Origin of the sequence: Flagellimonas aurea (assembly GCF_017313785.1) — a bacterium.
GTDB classification, from domain to species: domain Bacteria; phylum Bacteroidota; class Bacteroidia; order Flavobacteriales; family Flavobacteriaceae; genus Flagellimonas; species Flagellimonas aurea.
Window position 1 is genome coordinate 289,817 of record NZ_JAFLNL010000004.1, and the last position, 17,660, is coordinate 307,476.

16 protein-coding genes and 1 other RNA gene are annotated in these 17,660 nt (G+C 41.7%); 4 read left to right on the forward strand and 13 right to left on the reverse strand.

Going from position 1 to position 17,660, the window contains the following annotated elements:
• Positions 1–88 precede the first annotated feature (88 nt).
• The 5 genes from J0656_RS09630 to clpB all read right to left on the reverse strand — a co-directional run bounded on the left by J0656_RS09630 (position 89) and on the right by clpB (position 6,425).
• Positions 89–685, reverse strand: a complete 597-nt coding sequence (locus tag J0656_RS09630) for a TetR/AcrR family transcriptional regulator (protein ID WP_207033197.1) — start codon at positions 683–685, stop codon at positions 89–91.
• A 118-nt stretch (positions 686–803) separates the two neighbouring features.
• Complete coding sequence (locus J0656_RS09635) at positions 804–1,868, reverse strand: dipeptidase (RefSeq protein ID WP_207033199.1); 1,065 nt, start codon at positions 1,866–1,868, stop codon at positions 804–806.
• A gap of 8 nt (positions 1,869–1,876) precedes the next feature.
• On the reverse strand, positions 1,877–2,341 hold the full coding sequence (locus J0656_RS09640; protein ID WP_207033201.1) for a RidA family protein: 465 nt from the start codon (positions 2,339–2,341) through the stop codon (positions 1,877–1,879).
• Positions 2,342–2,352: 11 nt separating this feature from the next.
• Positions 2,353–3,666 (reverse strand): gluconate:H+ symporter, encoded by a 1,314-nt coding sequence (locus tag J0656_RS09645; protein WP_207033203.1) that lies wholly within the window; start codon positions 3,664–3,666, stop codon positions 2,353–2,355.
• Positions 3,667–3,824: 158 nt separating this feature from the next.
• Positions 3,825–6,425, reverse strand: coding sequence for an ATP-dependent chaperone ClpB (gene clpB / locus J0656_RS09650; protein WP_207033205.1), 2,601 nt, complete (start codon positions 6,423–6,425; stop codon positions 3,825–3,827).
• Positions 6,426–6,568: 143 nt separating this feature from the next.
• On the opposite strand from clpB, the gene ytxJ reads away from it, so the two are divergent.
• Positions 6,569–6,952: a bacillithiol system redox-active protein YtxJ gene (gene ytxJ / locus J0656_RS09655; protein WP_207033206.1), complete on the forward strand. Its 384-nt coding sequence runs from the start codon at positions 6,569–6,571 to the stop codon at positions 6,950–6,952.
• Positions 6,953–7,029: 77 nt separating this feature from the next.
• On the opposite strand, the gene J0656_RS09660 is transcribed toward ytxJ, so the two are convergent.
• A complete protein-coding gene (locus J0656_RS09660; protein WP_207033208.1) occupies positions 7,030–8,214 on the reverse strand; it encodes a hypothetical protein in 1,185 nt (394 codons plus the stop codon).
• Between the two features lie 251 nt (positions 8,215–8,465).
• Here J0656_RS09660 and glyA point away from each other — a divergent pair, with 251 nt between their 5' ends.
• Positions 8,466–9,740, forward strand: coding sequence for a serine hydroxymethyltransferase (gene glyA / locus J0656_RS09665; protein WP_207033211.1), 1,275 nt, complete (start codon positions 8,466–8,468; stop codon positions 9,738–9,740).
• Positions 9,741–9,757: 17 nt separating this feature from the next.
• Here glyA and J0656_RS09670 read toward each other — a convergent pair whose 3' ends face one another.
• The 7 genes from J0656_RS09670 to J0656_RS09700 all read right to left on the reverse strand — a co-directional run bounded on the left by J0656_RS09670 (position 9,758) and on the right by J0656_RS09700 (position 16,598).
• Positions 9,758–10,423, reverse strand: coding sequence for a hypothetical protein (locus tag J0656_RS09670; protein WP_207033213.1), 666 nt, complete (start codon positions 10,421–10,423; stop codon positions 9,758–9,760).
• A 180-nt stretch (positions 10,424–10,603) separates the two neighbouring features.
• Entirely contained in the window at positions 10,604–11,272 is a 669-nt protein-coding gene (locus J0656_RS09675; protein ID WP_207033215.1) for a response regulator, read from the reverse strand.
• Between the two features lie 28 nt (positions 11,273–11,300).
• Positions 11,301–13,385 carry a tetratricopeptide repeat-containing sensor histidine kinase gene (locus tag J0656_RS09680; protein WP_207033217.1) on the reverse strand — a complete coding sequence of 695 codons (2,085 nt, stop codon included), beginning with the start codon at positions 13,383–13,385 and terminating at the stop codon, positions 11,301–11,303.
• A gap of 333 nt (positions 13,386–13,718) precedes the next feature.
• Positions 13,719–13,892: a hypothetical protein gene (locus tag J0656_RS09685; RefSeq protein WP_207033219.1), complete on the reverse strand. Its 174-nt coding sequence runs from the start codon at positions 13,890–13,892 to the stop codon at positions 13,719–13,721.
• Positions 13,893–14,029: 137 nt separating this feature from the next.
• Positions 14,030–14,764, reverse strand: a complete 735-nt coding sequence (locus J0656_RS09690; protein WP_207033221.1) for a LytR/AlgR family response regulator transcription factor — start codon at positions 14,762–14,764, stop codon at positions 14,030–14,032.
• 398 nt (positions 14,765–15,162) lie between these two features.
• Positions 15,163–15,555 carry an acyl-CoA thioesterase gene (locus tag J0656_RS09695; RefSeq protein WP_207033224.1) on the reverse strand — a complete coding sequence of 131 codons (393 nt, stop codon included), beginning with the start codon at positions 15,553–15,555 and terminating at the stop codon, positions 15,163–15,165.
• Positions 15,555–16,598: a glutaminyl-peptide cyclotransferase gene (locus tag J0656_RS09700; RefSeq protein ID WP_207033226.1), complete on the reverse strand. Its 1,044-nt coding sequence runs from the start codon at positions 16,596–16,598 to the stop codon at positions 15,555–15,557. The genes J0656_RS09695 and J0656_RS09700 overlap by 1 nt, the downstream gene beginning before the upstream one ends.
• A 98-nt stretch (positions 16,599–16,696) precedes the next feature.
• On the opposite strand from J0656_RS09700, the gene ffs reads away from it, so the two are divergent.
• Both ffs and J0656_RS09710 read left to right on the forward strand, forming a co-directional pair.
• Positions 16,697–16,795: signal recognition particle sRNA small type (ffs, locus tag J0656_RS09705), an RNA gene on the forward strand.
• A gap of 24 nt (positions 16,796–16,819) precedes the next feature.
• On the forward strand, positions 16,820–17,629 hold the full coding sequence (locus J0656_RS09710; protein WP_207033228.1) for an SDR family oxidoreductase: 810 nt from the start codon (positions 16,820–16,822) through the stop codon (positions 17,627–17,629).
• The last annotated feature ends 31 nt before the right edge of the window (positions 17,630–17,660 follow it).

Genomic DNA, 17,660 nt, shown 5'->3' on the forward strand with positions numbered 1-17,660 from the left:
TTCTCAAATTCAATAATGGGAGACTCCTCGTCGCTTCACTCAGTCGGAATGACAAACGGTTTCAATTTTAAAAGCAGGATAGGTTGCTTTATTTTTTCAGCTCCTGCTTCACCAAAAACTCCAGATACGTAATGGTATTGACCAAATACTTTCGGTCTTGGGTCATGGTGCTCATGGCTACCGCACCTTGAACCATGGTAAACAGTTGCTTTGCAAATTGTAGCGGGGGGACAGGAAGTTTAATTTCGTTCTGTTTGGCGCCGTTTTCCAAGATAAGGGCAATTTTTCCTTCAATCTCCTTAATGGTTTCTTTTACGGCCGCGGCCAAAAGCTTGTTGTTGCCTTGGGCATCCACGCCCACGTTCAACAGTGGGCATCCACCCATGGGAAGGGTAAAAACGTCGTACTGCTTGTAAAAATTCAAAAGGGAATACAATCTGGCCAACGCTTCAGTTCCAGTGCTAAGTTTATCGTCAATAGCTTTCAACAACATGTTCCGATTGTGTTCAAAAGCCGATAGCGCCAGAGCTTCTTTATTTTCAAAATTGCCATATATGGCTCCTTTGGTAAGCCCTGTGGCCTCGGTAAGGTCGCTCATGCTTGTACCTATATAGCCGTGCTTATTGAATATGGGCGCTACGGTTTCAATAATGTAAGCGGTGGTTCGTTCTGCTTTCTTGGACATGGGATAGGTTGCTGTTGGTCGAAACTAAGATATAAAAAATCAAATACTGTTTGGTATTTAAGCTGCCGAAAGCCTGTATTTTAACATGTTTCTGGCTTTTTTGTGGTTAGCTTATTGTTTAAGACCAAACTTTTTTAAGGAAGTTTATGAAATTCTGGTTCATAATTTTTTCAATACCCGAGCTTGTGTAACCTCTCTTCGTCAATAGATCTGGAATTTTTTGAAGGTCGGCAATCGTGTCCAGGTCATATGGGCTCTGTTCTTTCCCGAAGGCACCGTCCAGGTCGGTTCCAATACCAACATGGTCGGTATTCCCTGCCAACTGGCATATGTGATCTATATTATCTACCGCGATTTCTAAGGTCACGTTCATTTCTTTTGGAGTGGATTTACCACGTACCCAATTGGGAACCATCATCCAGGCATCCAATGCAACGCCGATTACAGCGTCCCGGCTAATAAGCTCTTTGATCTGTTCATCGGAAAACTGGCGATTATGGTCCACCAATTCTCTGCAATTATTGTGGCTGGCCCAAACAGGTCCATTGTAGACATCCATGGTCTCCCAAAAGCTTTTATCGCAAAGGTGGGTGGCATCCAAGATAATATTGAGTTCCTCCACTTTTTTGAGCAAATCCTTTCCTTTTTGACCTATTCCTCCCACCGAATCGGTGCCATGGGCATAAATCCCAGGACCGTAATGAGCTGGACCTATTGCCCTGAGGCCAGATTCGTAGGATTTTTCCAAATAGCTCAAATCTACAATGGAGTCCGCCCCTTCCAAACTTAAAATATATCCAACAGGTTTTTTAGGCATATCGCTCTTCCAAAGTTTAAGGTGGGATTCCAGTCCATCAATGTCCTTGATTTGAACCATTTCACCTGCCGCCTCCATGGTTTTGTACCATGCCAGTTGCCCTTGTGTCTGTGCCCAAGCTTGATGCTGTGAATGCCAACCAGGTAAGGAACTGCCTTTTTTTACAAAGCGTGCAATTTGGGTGGCCATGCACAGGCCAATGTTGCCTTCTCGCATAGCGGGCAAGGAAACGGTATTCTTGCCACGATCGGGTTTGTCCGTCATTCCCTGTTCACGTTCACGTATTTCGGCAACTGGAAGGGTAAGGTCCCTATTCCATTCCATTGCGTTCATGGAAAGGTCGAGATGGGCATCAAATATAAACATGAGAGGTTTTATTGGTGAAGTTCAAAAATTGCTTCAATTTCTACGGCAATATTTCCTGGAAGCATCATACCGACCGCACTTCGCGCTCCGATTCCGTTCTCTTCTCCAAAAATATCGGCCATCAGTTCACTAAAACCATTGATCACGTAGGGTTGTTTGCCAAAGTCGGGGGTGCAATTCACCATTCCCAATACTTTCACCATTCTTTTGATTTTGTCCAAGCTTCCAAAATGTGTCGTAATCGTGGATAGCATGGTCAATCCCACCTGACGAGCTGCCAGTTTGGCCTGGTCTTCATCAAGGTCGTCCCCAGCACGCCCAGTCATTAGGGAGCCATCCAAATTAACGGGCCCTTGACCCGATACGTACAGAAAATTACCGACCACTAAAACAGGTCGATACACGCCCGCAGGTGGCGGGGCAGGAGGAAATTGGAGGTTCAATGCCTCCATTCTTTTTGATGGTGATTCCATGAGTTTTATTGTTAGATTATACTATTGATGGCCAAAACGCCCAAGAGTCCCATAATGCCCACCAAGGTTTCCATAACGGTCCAAGTGGAAAGGGTTTCTTTCACTGATAGGTTAAAATATTCCTTGAACATCCAGAAGCCTGTATCGTTGACGTGGGAAAGCATTAAACTTCCTGAGCCGATGGCCAAAACCATTAACTCTGGACTTGTTCCCGTGCCCGAAGCCAGCGGAAGTACAATACCTGCGGCAGTAAGTCCTGCAACGGTGGCCGAACCTACACTAACGCGTATGGCGGTGGCAATCAGCCAGGCCAGTACCAAAGGTGAAATGCTTGAACCTTTTAAACTGTCCGCAATATATTCGCTTACTTGACTGTCTATCAAAACTTCCTTTAATGCCCCAGCTCCCGCAATGATCAAAAGAATCATGGTAATACTGGAAACGGAAGTGGACAGGGAATCCATAATGGTGCTCATTTCCTTGCCCTTGGCCAGCCCAAGTGAGTAGATGGCAATAAGTACCGAAATCAGCAAAGCTATCACGGGATTACCTATAAAGGTGAGTATATTTCTGAGTACGCCTTCTTCCAAAAATTGCTCGGCGGCAATACCGACCCCGATAAAGATGATTGGGGACAGGGCGGTTAAAATACTTGTTGCGGTCGATGGCAACTGTTCCTGGGGTATGGGCTCGGCATTGTAAAACTCTTTTAATGGTTTTGCCTCAATTTTTTTTATGGTACGGGCAAACAAGGGTCCCGCTACTATTATTGCTGGTACGGCAACGATAAGGCCGTACATCAATGTTTTGCCAATATCCGCATTGAACATGGCGGCAATGGCCGTTGGAGCGGGGTGGGGAGGAAGGTAGCCATGCGTTACAGATAAAGAGGTAAGCATGGGCAATCCCACATAAAGCAAGGGCAATCCCGTTGAAAAAGCTACGGTAAAGACCAGAGGTATCAAAATAACGAAGCCTACCGAATAGAACATCGGGATACCTACAATAAAACCAGTGACCACCATGGCCCATTGCACGTGTTTCACGCCAAATTTGTTGACCAATTGCGTGGTAATCTGTTGAGCGGCGCCGCTATCAGCCACCAATTTTCCCAACATGGCCCCGAGCCCTAGAATAAGTACCAGAAAGCCCAATGTGTTTCCTATTCCCCGTTGAATGGATTGCACCAAATTTGCCAGTTCCATCCCTTGGAAAATACCAACGAACAGGCAAACGATGATAAAGGACAGAAATGCATTGAGTTTAAATTTTGCGATAAGCAAGAAGAGCAGTAAAATACCTAGGACGGCAATGATCAGTGGCATATTTAGGATATGGTTTTGAGCTAAAATAAGGATTTAAATGTAATGGCATTCAAAAGTTGTAGATTTCTAAAATTTTGACAATAAAATATGATATAAATAAAAATCCCCTCCCGAGAAGTTAGGGGAGGGGATTTCATGACTGAAATTTATTTGGAGAATTATTCTACCAATTCATCTTGATTTCTGAACACCAATTGATCGTCAAAGGAATCCAAGAGCACTATGCTATCGGAGGTTATTTTTCCTGACAACAACTCTTTGGAAAGGTTGTTCAAGACCTCTTTCTGAATCAATCGTTTAACAGGTCGAGCACCATATTGAGGGTCGAAACCTTTTGCGGCCAAGTAGGCAATGGCTTCTTCGGTCGCATCGAGGGTAATGTTTTGCTTGCCCAACATTTTCTTCAAGTTTTCCAATTGCAATCCCACAATATCCTTGATGTCCGATTTGCTCAATGGTGCAAACATGATGATGTCATCAATACGGTTGAGGAACTCGGGCCTGATGGTTTTGCGAAGCAATCCCAGCACTTCTACCCTTGCTGCCTCGGAAGCACTTTCCACATCTACGGCATCTTCAAACTTCTCCTGAATGATGTGGCTTCCCATATTACTCGTCATAATAATGATGGAGTTCTTGAAATCCGCTACGCGACCTTTGTTATCGGTCAACCTACCTTCGTCCAACACCTGTAACAGTATGTTGAAGGTATCAGGATGTGCTTTTTCAATCTCATCCAACAAGATGACGGAATAGGGTTTCCTTCTCACGGCTTCGGTCAACTGACCTCCCTCATCATAACCCACATATCCTGGAGGCGCACCTACCAATCGGCTTACGGAGTGGCGCTCTTGGTATTCGCTCATATCTATCCGTGTGATGGCATTTTCATCATCGAACAGATAGGCGGCCAAGGTTTTGGCCAGCTCGGTCTTACCTACACCAGTTGTACCCAAGAATAGGAACGAACCGATGGGCTTTTTGGCGTCCTGCAATCCCGCCCTGCTTCTTCGGATGGCATCGGATACCGCGATAATCGCCTCATCTTGACCTACTACGCGTTTGTGCAGTACATCTTCCAGTTTCAGGAGTTTTTCCCGTTCGCTCTGCATCATCTTGTTCACGGGAATGCCTGTCCACTTGGCAACCACTTCGGCAATGTCCTCATAAGTGACTTCCTCTTTGATCAAAGTGCCCGCAGTTTGCTGCTCTGCCAACTCATCTTGAAGTTTTTCCAATCGTTCTTGGGCCTCTTTTATTTTGCCGTAGCGCAATTCGGCCACTTTTCCGTAATCGCCGTTTCGCTCGGCACGTTCTGCTTCAAGCTTATAGTTTTCAATGTCCTCTTTTGTTTTTTGGATGTTGTCCACCACGGTTTTTTCACTTTCCCATTTGGCAAATATCTCGTTACGTTCTTCTTTAAGATTGGCGAGATCCAAATTCAACGTTTTCAATTTGGAAGTGTCGTTTTCCCTTTTGATGGCCTCCAACTCAATCTCCAACTGCATTATCCTACGGTCGAGCACATCCAATTCCTCGGGTTTGGAGTTGATTTCCATGCGAAGTTTGGAAGCGGCCTCATCCATAAGGTCAATGGCCTTGTCTGGCAAGAATCTATTGGTAATATAGCGTTGTGATAACTCCACGGCACCAATTACAGCTTCGTCCTTGATGCGGACCTTATGGTGTGCCTCATATTTTTCCTTGATTCCCCTAAGGATGGAAATGGCACTCTCGGTATCGGGCTCGTCCACCATCACTTTTTGGAATCGACGCTCCAAGGCTTTATCCTTTTCAAAATATTTTTGGTACTCGTCCAATGTAGTGGCACCAATGGCCCTCAATTCGCCACGGGCCAAAGCAGGCTTCAGGATGTTTGCGGCATCCATCGCCCCTTGTCCGCCACCTGCACCCACCAAGGTGTGGATCTCATCAATAAAGAGCACAATGTTTCCATCCGATGAGGTTACCTCTTTGATTACGGCTTTCAAGCGTTCCTCGAACTCACCTTTGTATTTTGCCCCTGCGATAAGCGCACCCATATCCAAAGAATAAATGACTTTATCCTTCAGGTTTTCGGGTACATCCCCTTGAATGATTCGATGTGCCAAGCCTTCGGCAATAGCGGTTTTACCCACACCAGGTTCACCCACCAACATGGGGTTGTTCTTGGTGCGTCTGGACAAAATCTGCAAAACCCTACGGATTTCCTCGTCCCGACCAATCACGGGGTCCAATTTGCCGCTATCGGCCATTTGGTTGAGGTTGTTTGCATATTTATCCAATGAGTTATAGGTTTCTTCGGCACTTTGCGAGGTTACCTTACCGCCTTTGCGTAGTTCTTCAATGGCTGCTTTCAAATCTTTTTCGGTCACTCCCTGATCCTTTAGGATTTGGGCGATTTTGCTTTTGGATTTGAAAATGGCCAATAATAGGTGTTCAACGGAAACGTATTCATCGCCCATGTTTTTGGCCACGATGCTCGCTTCGTTGACGGTTTTTCCAGCTTCTCTGGAAAGCATGATTTCCCCTCCCGATACTTTTGAAAAGCTCTGCAGTTCCTTGTCCAATATTTGGTTGATGAGATTGGTATTGACGTTCAATTTTTTCAAAATGAAAGGCAGCACGTTTTCATCGACCTCGGCGATGGCCTTGAACAAGTGTTCGTTTTCTATTTGTTGATGCCCAAATTCTTGGGCCAATTGCTGGGCCCTTTGAATGGCTTCCTGTGATTTTATGGTAAAATTATTAAAGTTCATTGCTGTTGTTTTTCTAAAGGAATGTCAACAATCCTACCAATACAGGTTTACGGTCAAAATGTCTTGAAAAACCAACAATAGCAAGACATTTCGTCAGTTGTAAGCTTTTTGGTCGCTCCCGACTTATCCTGTAAATTTGTATTATGGGAATATTTGACAGCGTCTTCGGAAAGAAAGAGAAAAAGGAAAAGAAAGCATTGCCTTGGATTACATTGGAATCCGTTGCCCAATTGGAGGAAATCGTGAAAAAATCAAAAAACAAATCCCAAGTCATCTACAAGCATTCCAGTACTTGTGGAATCAGTAGGATGGTTTTGGGTATGTTCACCGATTCTTTTGATATGGAAACGGATGTTGACCTATATTTTTTAACGATACAGAACCACAGGGATGTGTCCAACACCATAGCGGATAAATTTGAGGTTAGGCACGAGTCACCCCAATTATTGGTAATCAAAAACGGGGAGGTGGTTTTTCACACTTCGCACGGGGCCATTTCGGAAATGGACTTTACAAAGTATTTATAAAAAAAAGAAGTTCATGTCAGTTCGAGCGCAGTCGAGATGTTTTAAGTTCTCGACTAAGCTCGATGTGACACAATCTTTTAGTTAAATTGATATTTTGAGACGATGCTCTTCAGCCGAAGTTTAAGGTCCTCACCTGCATCGTAGACCATTTGTTCGTTGGAAGGGAAAGGTACTTCCCTTGCGTTCAGGTACAACATTAAATCGTCTTCCAAAGCTCTTTTATCACCTTGATAATTGGCGAAAACATGTTCGAACAAGAACTCACTGGATAAAGGGTAGGAGTTGATTACCTGCCCGTTCCGTAAATCCGTGAAACTAACCTTAGCGCCGATTTGTGCGGTTTTGGTCTGTGTAAACTGAAACAATTTACAGGTTACCGTGCGCATTTTGTCAATTTTTATCTTATTGCCTAAACTGTCCTTTACCACATTGCCTTCTTGGTCCAAAAGATATTCCCAGCCATCTTTGATCTGTCTTTCTTTGATCACTTGGGTTTCGTTGATCCTTTCCGGCGACACGTTGATTTCCATAAAATCAAGGTTCATCGCGTAATCATACTTTACATTGGCCAATGGACTGGTATGGTATTGCAACCAAAAATTATCGATGCCAAAGGCATTAAAATCCAAAAGTTCAGACTCCAAACGTTCTGGAATTATCTGTTGTGTTTGGTTGGAGATATCCACCCTTACGAATTCCAGTCCTTTATTATAGGCTTCATCCATTTTGGACACTGTTTCCCTATACCCCGGATTTATTTCCTGTAAATATTTCAGATCATCGTAGGCAGCTCTGTAATCCGCTTTGTATTTGGCCGATGCCAACAGATTGGAAGCGTTTTGGTACAGATGTTCGGAAAGATCGTCCTTGGTGTTCAAAATGCTATTGTCGTAGTCCACAAAATTGAATTCGGCCGTTCTGCCTTCATCTTCAATATACAACGGCAATAGTGGCCTGATGCGCTGTTGAATCTGTTTTAATTGTAAATATTTGTTATAGATGGTCTCCAAATTGGCCGGGTTCCCATCATTTTGAAGAAAAGCAATTTCCTGCTGTTCCCTAGCGGCATTTTTGGCAAATGCTTCTTCCAAAAGGATAATGTATTCCTGATGCCCTTTCTTGGTCTTGTTCTCGGCCAAATTCTTAATGGCTTTGTTCATGGCGGTGGAATAATTCCCCGTATTCAAGGCCTCTTGTGTTTTCTTTACGCCACTGCAAGCGCTTAAAACAATGATAGTGGTTAAGAGTAAAAGTTTTTTCATATTGGTCAACTTTATGGTTGTTTAGGGGGAATTCAATAGCTGTGCCAAAAATCCTCATCCTATTAACGAAAAAGGTGATATTGTAGTATATCTTCAACAAAAACCCTTTTAAATGGAGGGCTGTACAGGATTTGATTTTTTCACAGAATTGTTAATTGCCGTTTAATAAAATTACATCTCAACCTTATTTTTATAGATGGAAATCCCCTTTCAATTCGTAATTTTACGCCCTTAATTAAACAATGGGCAACATGCAACGAGACCAGAAGATTTTTGAACTTATAGCACAAGAAAAGGAAAGACAGTTGGAGGGTATTGAACTAATAGCTTCCGAAAACTTTGTAAGTCCGCAAGTAATGGAGGCCGCAGGCTCCGTGCTTACGAACAAATATGCCGAAGGATATCCTGGAAAGCGCTATTATGGCGGTTGCGAAGTTGTTGACCAAGTCGAACAATTGGCCATTGATCGTGCCAAGGAGCTTTTTGGAGCTGAATATGCTAACGTGCAACCACATTCGGGTTCTCAGGCCAATGCTTCGGTGTACCATGCTTGCCTTAACGCAGGGGATAAAATTTTAGGTTTTGATTTGTCCCATGGAGGGCATTTAACCCACGGTTCACCCGTAAATTTCTCCGGAAAATTGTACAATCCTGTTTTTTATGGGGTTGATGAGGAGACCGGCATGTTGAACTACGATAAAATCCAAGAGATTGCGGACAAGGAAAAGCCCAAATTGATTATTGCCGGTGCTTCGGCCTATTCAAGGGATATGGACTTTAAACGATTCCGTGAGATTGCAGATAGTGTTGGTGCTATTTTGTTGGCCGATATTTCGCATCCGGCTGGTTTGATAGCCAAAGGTATTTTGAACGATCCCATTCCACATTGCCATATTGTTACCACAACTACCCATAAAACCCTACGTGGTCCACGTGGCGGTCTTATTTTGATGGGAGAGAATTTTGATAATCCATTCGGTATCAAACTGAAGAATGGAAACTTGAGAAAAATGTCAGCTTTGTTGGATTTGGCGGTGTTCCCAGGGAACCAAGGAGGACCTTTGGAGCACATCATCGCTGCCAAGGCCATTGCATTTGGAGAAGCGCTTACCGATGACTATTTGCACTACATGGTTCAAGTGAAAAAGAACGCTGCTGCCATGGCCAAGGCTTTTATGGACAGGGATTACAAAGTAATTTCCGGAGGTACGGACAATCATATGATGCTGATAGACCTACGGAACAAAGATATTTCTGGTAAAGAAGCAGAAGAGGTATTGGTAAAAGCCGACATTACTGCGAACAAGAATATGGTGCCTTTTGATGATAAATCACCGTTCATCACCTCTGGAATCCGTTTTGGTACTTCAGCCATTACCACTAGAGGTCTTAAGGAAGCGGATATGGAGACCGTTGTGGGCTTTATTGATGAGATCATCACTGATGCCGAGAATGATAAAAAAGTAGCCGAGATAAAACAAAAGGTCAACGACTTGATGAAATCGCGACCTTTGTTCAGTGCTTAGTATTTGCTAGTGGAATATTATTCGAAGAGGAATATGCTTTCCTCGTAAAATCTCTTTTGTTGGAGGGAATAGATCAAGGCTTCGTGCTCTTGGTTCCCTTTATCAAAATATAGCCCCCAGTAATTATCATAGCTGGTCTCTATATTCACCTTGAAAGGGTCGTCTTCTATGGATGTGTCCTCAAAAACCGGAACGAAAATTTCATAAGGCATTTCAGTCAATCCTTTGGTAAAATAGACAAAGTGTTTGCCAACTAATGTCAATATATTGCTTGCATGTTCGGGAATACTGTGTCTGTACAATCTCGAAATGATTATTGAAGTATCCTTAAAATGCATCGAAAGCTCCAAAATATCAGTTGGATAGGCACTCTTTTGGTTAAGCACTTGAAGTGCTTTGTTAATAGAGGAAAAAATGTTGGAACGGCTTTCCTCGGCAAAGTTATACCCGCCCCAATCGCCATTGTTGAAATGCCTTAAGCATTCGGCAATCCCAAAATTGTGAAACAAATCTATAATAAGGTCCGTTCTATTGTTTAGGGAATCGTGTTTGCACTTTACCTTTGCGGTCGCAAAAAAATACTTTTCTAGAACTCTAAGAAAATCGTCCAGTCCATCTGTGGCCTCATAGGTTTTTGGACCAGCGTACTTATAATTTTTTTTTGATCTGTTTGAAGATGACATGTGGTGTTGATTGAATTCTTATATTCTTTCAACATAAAGTTAGGATGAATCTTTTGCATGGGATTACAGATTATCCTTAAAAATTCTGGGGTTTTTCCCTTGTTTGTAAGATTTTTTTGAAAAAAAGATTGAAAACGAACCACAGAATCGAGTTGAGGCCAATTTTATGGACAGTGATCACTAAATAAAACCTCTGTTTTTTGCGGCCAATATAAGGGCCAGATCATTTTCGTTCTCTGTTCCGAATAGGGTCTTTAAATGGCGTTTTCTGTTTTCAATGGAAGAGGGGGAAAGCCTGATAAACTTCTCAAGATCTTTGTTCTTGGTTCCTTTGGACAAATGATAAAGTATTTGTTTATCCTTCTCATCGATTTCTATATCATTGGCCATTTTCTTTCTAATGGCACCAAGAGCTTTTGAAGAATAATAAGGTGGGTCCAGCATTATGGTCTTGACCGCATCCTCAAGTGTTTTGGGGTCAATATCAGTCTTTACCAAATACCCGTCCGGGTCAACTGATTTTAAGATGCTATTGATTCTGAAATTGTCGCTAAAAGAAGACATGAAAACGATTTTGCTACTGGGCACGATCTTACGCGCCAAAATACCCAAATCTTCACCTGTGTAGGGTTGATCTTCGTTCGGGGCGAACAATTGTACATCCAAGAACAAAATATCATACTGAAAGGTACTCACTGAATCCTCTATGAGCTTTTTGCCCGCATGATAGGAAGTCGCCGTATCCACAATAATGTTATAGCCGTCAAAATTAATGCTCTCCAGTATAAATTTATACCCGAGCATAGTCATTTCGTGGTCGTCTATGGCCAGTATTCTCAATGTTTTCATGGTAGGTTCTATTATTGTATCTGGGGAACTAAGCATTTATTAATTTATGTTCTTCAGGTGTTTTTACATCCGTGTATTTTGCGGGGATTAGAATTTTAATCGAAGTTCCCTGGCCCCGTTTACTGTCAATATCCAGAGTTCCTTTTATTTTTTTGACCCTTGAAACAATATTCCTAAGGCCAATTCCTTTTTTCTTTTTGTTTACATCAAAGCCAACGCCATCATCTGTAATGATCAACTTTAACTTGTCGTCCATAGCATGGAACGATATGGTAACGTGTTGACTTTTGGCATGTTTCACACAGTTTTTCAGCGATTCTTGAATAATCCTGTAAGCATTGATCTTAATGTCCCCCAACAAATCATCCCAATGTACTTCAGGGTCATAAGTAAAGGAACACGTAATGCCCGAAGATTTTTCAATCTCCACGATCATGTTTTCAAGAGACACAATAAAATTATGAAATTTTTTGTATGCTGCATGGTTCAGTTCGTGCGAAATGGTTCTGATTTCTTCTTCCAGCTCTCGCAATTTTTCAATAAGGGCTGCACGTTGCTGTATGGAAGCAGGATCCTCACGTTCGTTGAGTCCACTTAAAATGAGGCGTATTCCCAGCATTTCACCCAATATCCCGTCGTGTAGTTCTTCGGAAATCCGTTTTTGTTCCAATTGCTTCCCTTCCTCGAACTTGCCTTGTTGAGAAAGTAGGAGGTTGTAAATTTCTTGGTTGCTTTCCTGTTGCTTTTGCTTAAACTTCAACTGATTGTTGTTCACGTACAACGAAACCATGAGCATGAACCCAACACCGAAGATAATCAGTAATATAGCGGAGTATACCCACACCTGCTTTTCTTTGGTCAGAATTTGGTTTTCCTCTATAATTTCGTCCGTTTCCAGTCGTATCCGTGCAAATTTGTCCCTCTTGGTGCGTTCTTCCTCGCTGATAATTTCGTTCAATTGATAATATTCTTCTGCATAGGCAGATGCATTGGCCATATCGAATTTGGTCAATAACTTTAAGGCATCCAATGAGCGGTCATTGTTGTAGGTTTCCCGCGCTAAGGTGTAGGATTCATTGGCCTGTGCAATGGCCTGTACGGTATCTCCTTTGGTGGCCAATACCTCTGCATAAAAGTAATGGAGCCTAGCTTTATCATATAAATCCCCAGTTTGGGAGTTGATGTCAAATGCTTCTCGTAAAAGCTTTTCAGCTTGTTCAGTATCGCCGTCAACCTTGAGAATGGAGTAGGCTAAGCTTCCTAGAGCTTTTTCATATAGTCCTGGCATTTTTGCTTTCAACTGATTATCTAAAAGCAACTCTTTATAGTAATTTTTAGCCCCTAAATAATCACCTGAGTTAAGATATATGCTGGCAATATTATTTTTAATTTTCCATAAAAGCTCAGTTTTATCGGCCCTTTCAGATTTCATCAAATATTCTCGAGCTTTATTGTAGGACTCTATAGATTTTTCACTGTTACCCATGCCATTGCCAAGAACACCTAACATGTTATAAGCAAGATGTAATCTGTAGTTGTCTTCTAATTCATTGAAAATCTTTACTGCGGCAGTAGCACTTATTTCTCCACCCAAATAATCTTTATAGGAATCTTGAATTCGTGACATACCATAAAGCATTCTGCCTTTAAGAGATTGTGATGTGGAATCTTTCGGTAATTCTTCAAAATTATCCAGAGCATTTTTGTAATGAAAAAAAGCGCTGTCCATGACTCCTTTACTTTCCATAAAGGTGGCAAGGTCCCAATAGGAATACCCCAATATTTTGTTGGCCTCGGCTTTTTTGGACAACCTTAAGAGTTCAGCATTCGATTTTCTAAAACCCAAAGAGTCCCTCAATTTCATATAGGCCAATGAAACCTGCGAGAGCTGTTCCAGTTTGGTGGTATCCTGTGGCATAGCCAATACTTTGGCTTCGGCATCCCTTAAATAAGTTTTCCGGTCTTCGAGGGACAGTTCCTTGGAGGTTTTGGCGATATTCAATAATTCTTGGATGGTATCTACCTCGGGGTTGGAAGCATTTTCTCCTTTGGTCTTATCCTGAGAGCACCCTAAAAATAAAAATAGCAAAAATATTAAGGTTACGTTTTTCAAAATGATTTGGTTCGTTTATATATCCAAGGTAACAAAAAAAGCCCCAAATTTTTAAGGTTTGGGGCTGAGTTGTATGTTCAATATCAATTTAAAGTTCGCGACTATCGTTGGCAGTTTGCTCTAATCTGATCGTGCTACGTTTTAAAAACCCAGCATGCACCCGATTTTGAAGCAGCTTTTTTTTATAACGCTTTAGCTGTTCATTTTGATGTGTAGATATAATCTCATCTTGTGCAGTTGGTTCATCTTTGTGATAAGAAAACACTATTAACAAAAAAGAGATTGAAGCTATATTTCGTACTAAGTTGGTAAAGGTATTAAAATTCATTTTGTTTATTCATCATCTCCACGTCCGTCAGGGGTAATCTCATCATCATCCGTTGCATTTTGATCTAAGGTCAATTGTTCGAACATGGCTTCGGTGTCCTGTACATCTGTTTCGGCTTCACAAGAGTAGAATCCAACTGTTAATAATGCCACTGCTAAAATGCTAAATAATTTTTTCATAATGATAAGTTTTGGTATGAATATTAAGTTTATACAGCTAAAGTACAGGGCATTTTGAGCCTAGGTGGTATATACCCAAAGGGAGTAGTATTCCAAGGAAGTCTGTTAGAATTATACGGTAATCTGCAAGAATTTTGCTAATTGAGAGCTTTTGTCACTGTTTTGGAGAGCATTTCTTTTAATTGGTCCACCTTGTCCTTGTATGTTTTGGAAAAGGGGAGTTCCTCCTCTTCCCCATGATTTAGGCTACAAATGGACTTACCATAATTGATACGGGAAACGTAGCGACTATTAAGAATGTAACTCTGGTGCACGCGGATGAAATCCTTTGGAAGTTTTCCCTCGAAGGATTTCAAGGTTTTAAAGGCACTGATCACTGTGCCATCCTTCATGTAGAAATCCGTGGTGTTGTTGTCGGATTTAAGATAAAGGATGTTTTTGGTATCCAAATACCTATAGTCCTTATAAGATTTTAGACAAATGGTAGATGGGGTATCCTGTTGTGGGTACAATTTTCTTAATCTGAGTATCGTCTTTCTAATATCGAACTCATTGTGCGGTAGAATCCAATAATCAAAAAAGCCACTCTTAATGGCATTGTAAGCGTACTGCTTGGTCTTTGCATACCCTATTATAATAGGAAGCGTTTGCATATACTGGTTCAGCTCCGTTACCATTTGAAAGTAATCCATACCATCTTCACCAAGGTTGATGAGCACCAAGTCAGGATTATACTTTAATATAGAATTGAGTCCAGTGGAAGCAGTGGTCTCCACACCTGCACAAACCAAATCTTCATACTCCTCCAAATAGAGTTGCAGCTGAAGCTTAGAGGCCGCATCGGAGTCGATTATGTTGTAGGTGTATTCCATGTGCAATTTGCTGATTGCAAGTTACTAACGCACAAAATAAACTCATTGCAGTTTTCCCTTAAAAAAACTATGGGTTTTCCCTTAAATTGGGCTATTTTCCTACACTTTTCCCTAAAAAATCGTTAAAACAGGTTTAACTGTAATTTTTCACCTCATCTTTTTGGAAGGCTTGAACGTAAAAAAATGGCTGTTTCAACAAGTATTGGAATTTAGGAAAATAGGGAAGGTAAAATGGTCAAGGTTGCGTGTATTAGGTTCAACAAATAGGTTTAGTTTATGTTTGGTTCACTACTATATTACGATTTGTTGTCCCGGTTACAAAATTTTTGACAAGTGTATTTTAGGATATAGGGCTATATTTCGATGAAATACAAGGTTTTAGATGGTCCGATTAATGTTTAATCTATAAAAAGAGCTTCAATTTCACTGGGAACCCGTTTGGGTCGGAAGGTTTTGGCGTCCAATAAACACCATTCCGTGGCAGCTTTTACCAAGAGTTCACCAGTAGTTTTATTTTTGATTTCCACCACCCTCGTAGAAATAGGGCCTTTGTTGCTTTTGATATAAGTGTTCAGTAAGATGGTGTTTCCCAGCACTGCGGATTTATGATAGGTAATATTATGGTTCCTTACAACCCAAATCATGGATTTTTGGGTTTCTTCGGACGTAACGTGTGTCCAATGTTTTTTGGAAATATCCTGAATCCATTCCACATACCTTATATTGTTTACATGGTTCAGGTCATCTAAATCGCTCGGAACTACATCAAAAACTTGGGAATAGGTCTTCATTAATCTTTTTTACGGATTTTGACCTCAAAAAGCTTGTCCCAGTTTTTGCCGGTCACAAAAAAGGTTTCTCTTTCTGGATGATAGGCCACCCCATTCAACACAGAATTGCCTTCGTCCCATTCCGGTCCCTTGTTTACCTTGTTCTTGAGCCCTCCGAAGTTGATGACGCCCTCAATGGCCCCTGATGTGGCATCTATGATCATCATACTTTCCTTTTGGTAAACATTGGCATAGATTTTACCGTTCACATACTCCAGCTCGTTGGCCATATTAAAAATGGATTTGTTGGTAGCTGTTTCAATGTAGCCTTGTTCTTCCAAAGTTTCTGGATCCAAGAACCATATTTTCTCGGTTCCGTCACTTTTGAATATTTTGTCTCCGTCGTTGCACAGTCCCCATCCTTCGCGGCTTTTACCATAGACGAAATTTTTGATTTTCTCCAGATTGGATATGTCGTAAACAAAACCCATCCCACTTTGCCAGGTAAGTTGGTAGAGTTTATCATCCATAATGGTGATGCCTTCACCAAATATAGTGGCATCCATATTTATTCGCTGAAGAATCTCACCGGTTTCAAAATCTATTTTTCTAACGCTCGAGTTCCCTCTTTTTCCTGTGCTTTCATACAAAATACCATTGTGGAACTCCAAGCCTTGTGTGTAAGCACCCGTATCGTGAGGGTAGCTATTTACGATTTCATAAGTGTAAACCTCCGGAGCAGATGCGGCCAATAACCTCATCTCCTTCTCAACTTCCACTGTTTTTTCCTCGATTTTGAACTTGGCGACCAAGGTTTTGTTGCCTAGAGTTGGCAGGTCCAAGGTCAATTTTCCATTTTCAACGGGCAGTTCCTTTCCATCTATATAATAATGTAAGTCGGAAAATTCTATGTCCTTTTTATTCTTTAGTGCAACACCTACTTGCTGGTTTTGCTGTATGGCTTTGTTTTCCAGTTGAATGGAAAAATGTTTGGCGGGATCGGCACTTCCTCCGCACGCCAAAAAGAAGAGCAACGCCCCGGTTATGGAAAAAAGTTTGCCCATTGTTCTTATTGCTTGTATCATAAATCGTTAATCGTAAAACACCGAAATTAAGAATCAATTGGGATTGCCACAAATATAAAAGGTCGTATATTTGCAACCGGCAAGTCCTACACGACCAGCTCCTGCAGAATCCCCCAGGGCGGGAACGCAGCAAGGGTATGTGGTCGTAGCGGTGCGATGTAGGTAGCTTGCCTTTTTTTGTACCCAAAAATCAGATGATCATGGATAAAAAAGTTGTACTGATCACCGGCGGTTCTTCAGGTATTGGTAAATCCATCGGAACGTATTTGACCCAAAAAGGATTTGTTGTTTACGGTACTACGCGCAATCCAGAAAATTACCCCGATTTTAAGGAATTTGAACTTGTTCAATTGGATGTTAAAGATGTTGAAAGCATCCAAAGGGCCGTTTCTTACGTTATTTCTAAGGAAAGCAGATTGGATGTGCTGATCAACAATGCGGGTGTGGGTATTACCGGACCCATTGAAGAAACTCCACATGAAGAAATCCTTCATGTATTCGACACCAACTTTCATGGCCCGGTACATGTGATGAAGGCTGTTTTGCCACAAATGCGTAAACAGGGTAGTGGGGCCATCATCAATATAACATCCATTGCAGGATATATGGGATTGCCCTTCAGGGGATTCTATTCCGCAACAAAAGGCGCTTTGGGACTGATTACAGAAGCACTTCGAATGGAGACCAAGGATTTTGGGGTGACCATCACCAATGTGGCACCAGGTGATTTTGCTACCAATATAGCATCAGGTAGGTACCATTCCCCTGTAATAAAGGGTTCTGCCTACGAAGAAAAGTATGGTCAGACCCTTAAAGGAATCGACGAGGATGTGGATAGTGGGGGTGACCCAATTCAGGTAGCCGAGGCCGTTTATAAAATTATCAACCAGAAAAAACCGAAGGTGCACAACCCCGTTGGAGCGTTTTTACAAAAGTTTTCACTTAGATTAAAGAAGATTTTACCGGACAAAGTCTACGAAAAGTTACTCCTCAACCATTATAAGTTGTAATTTTACAGGTATTAGCGAACAAATTATAAAT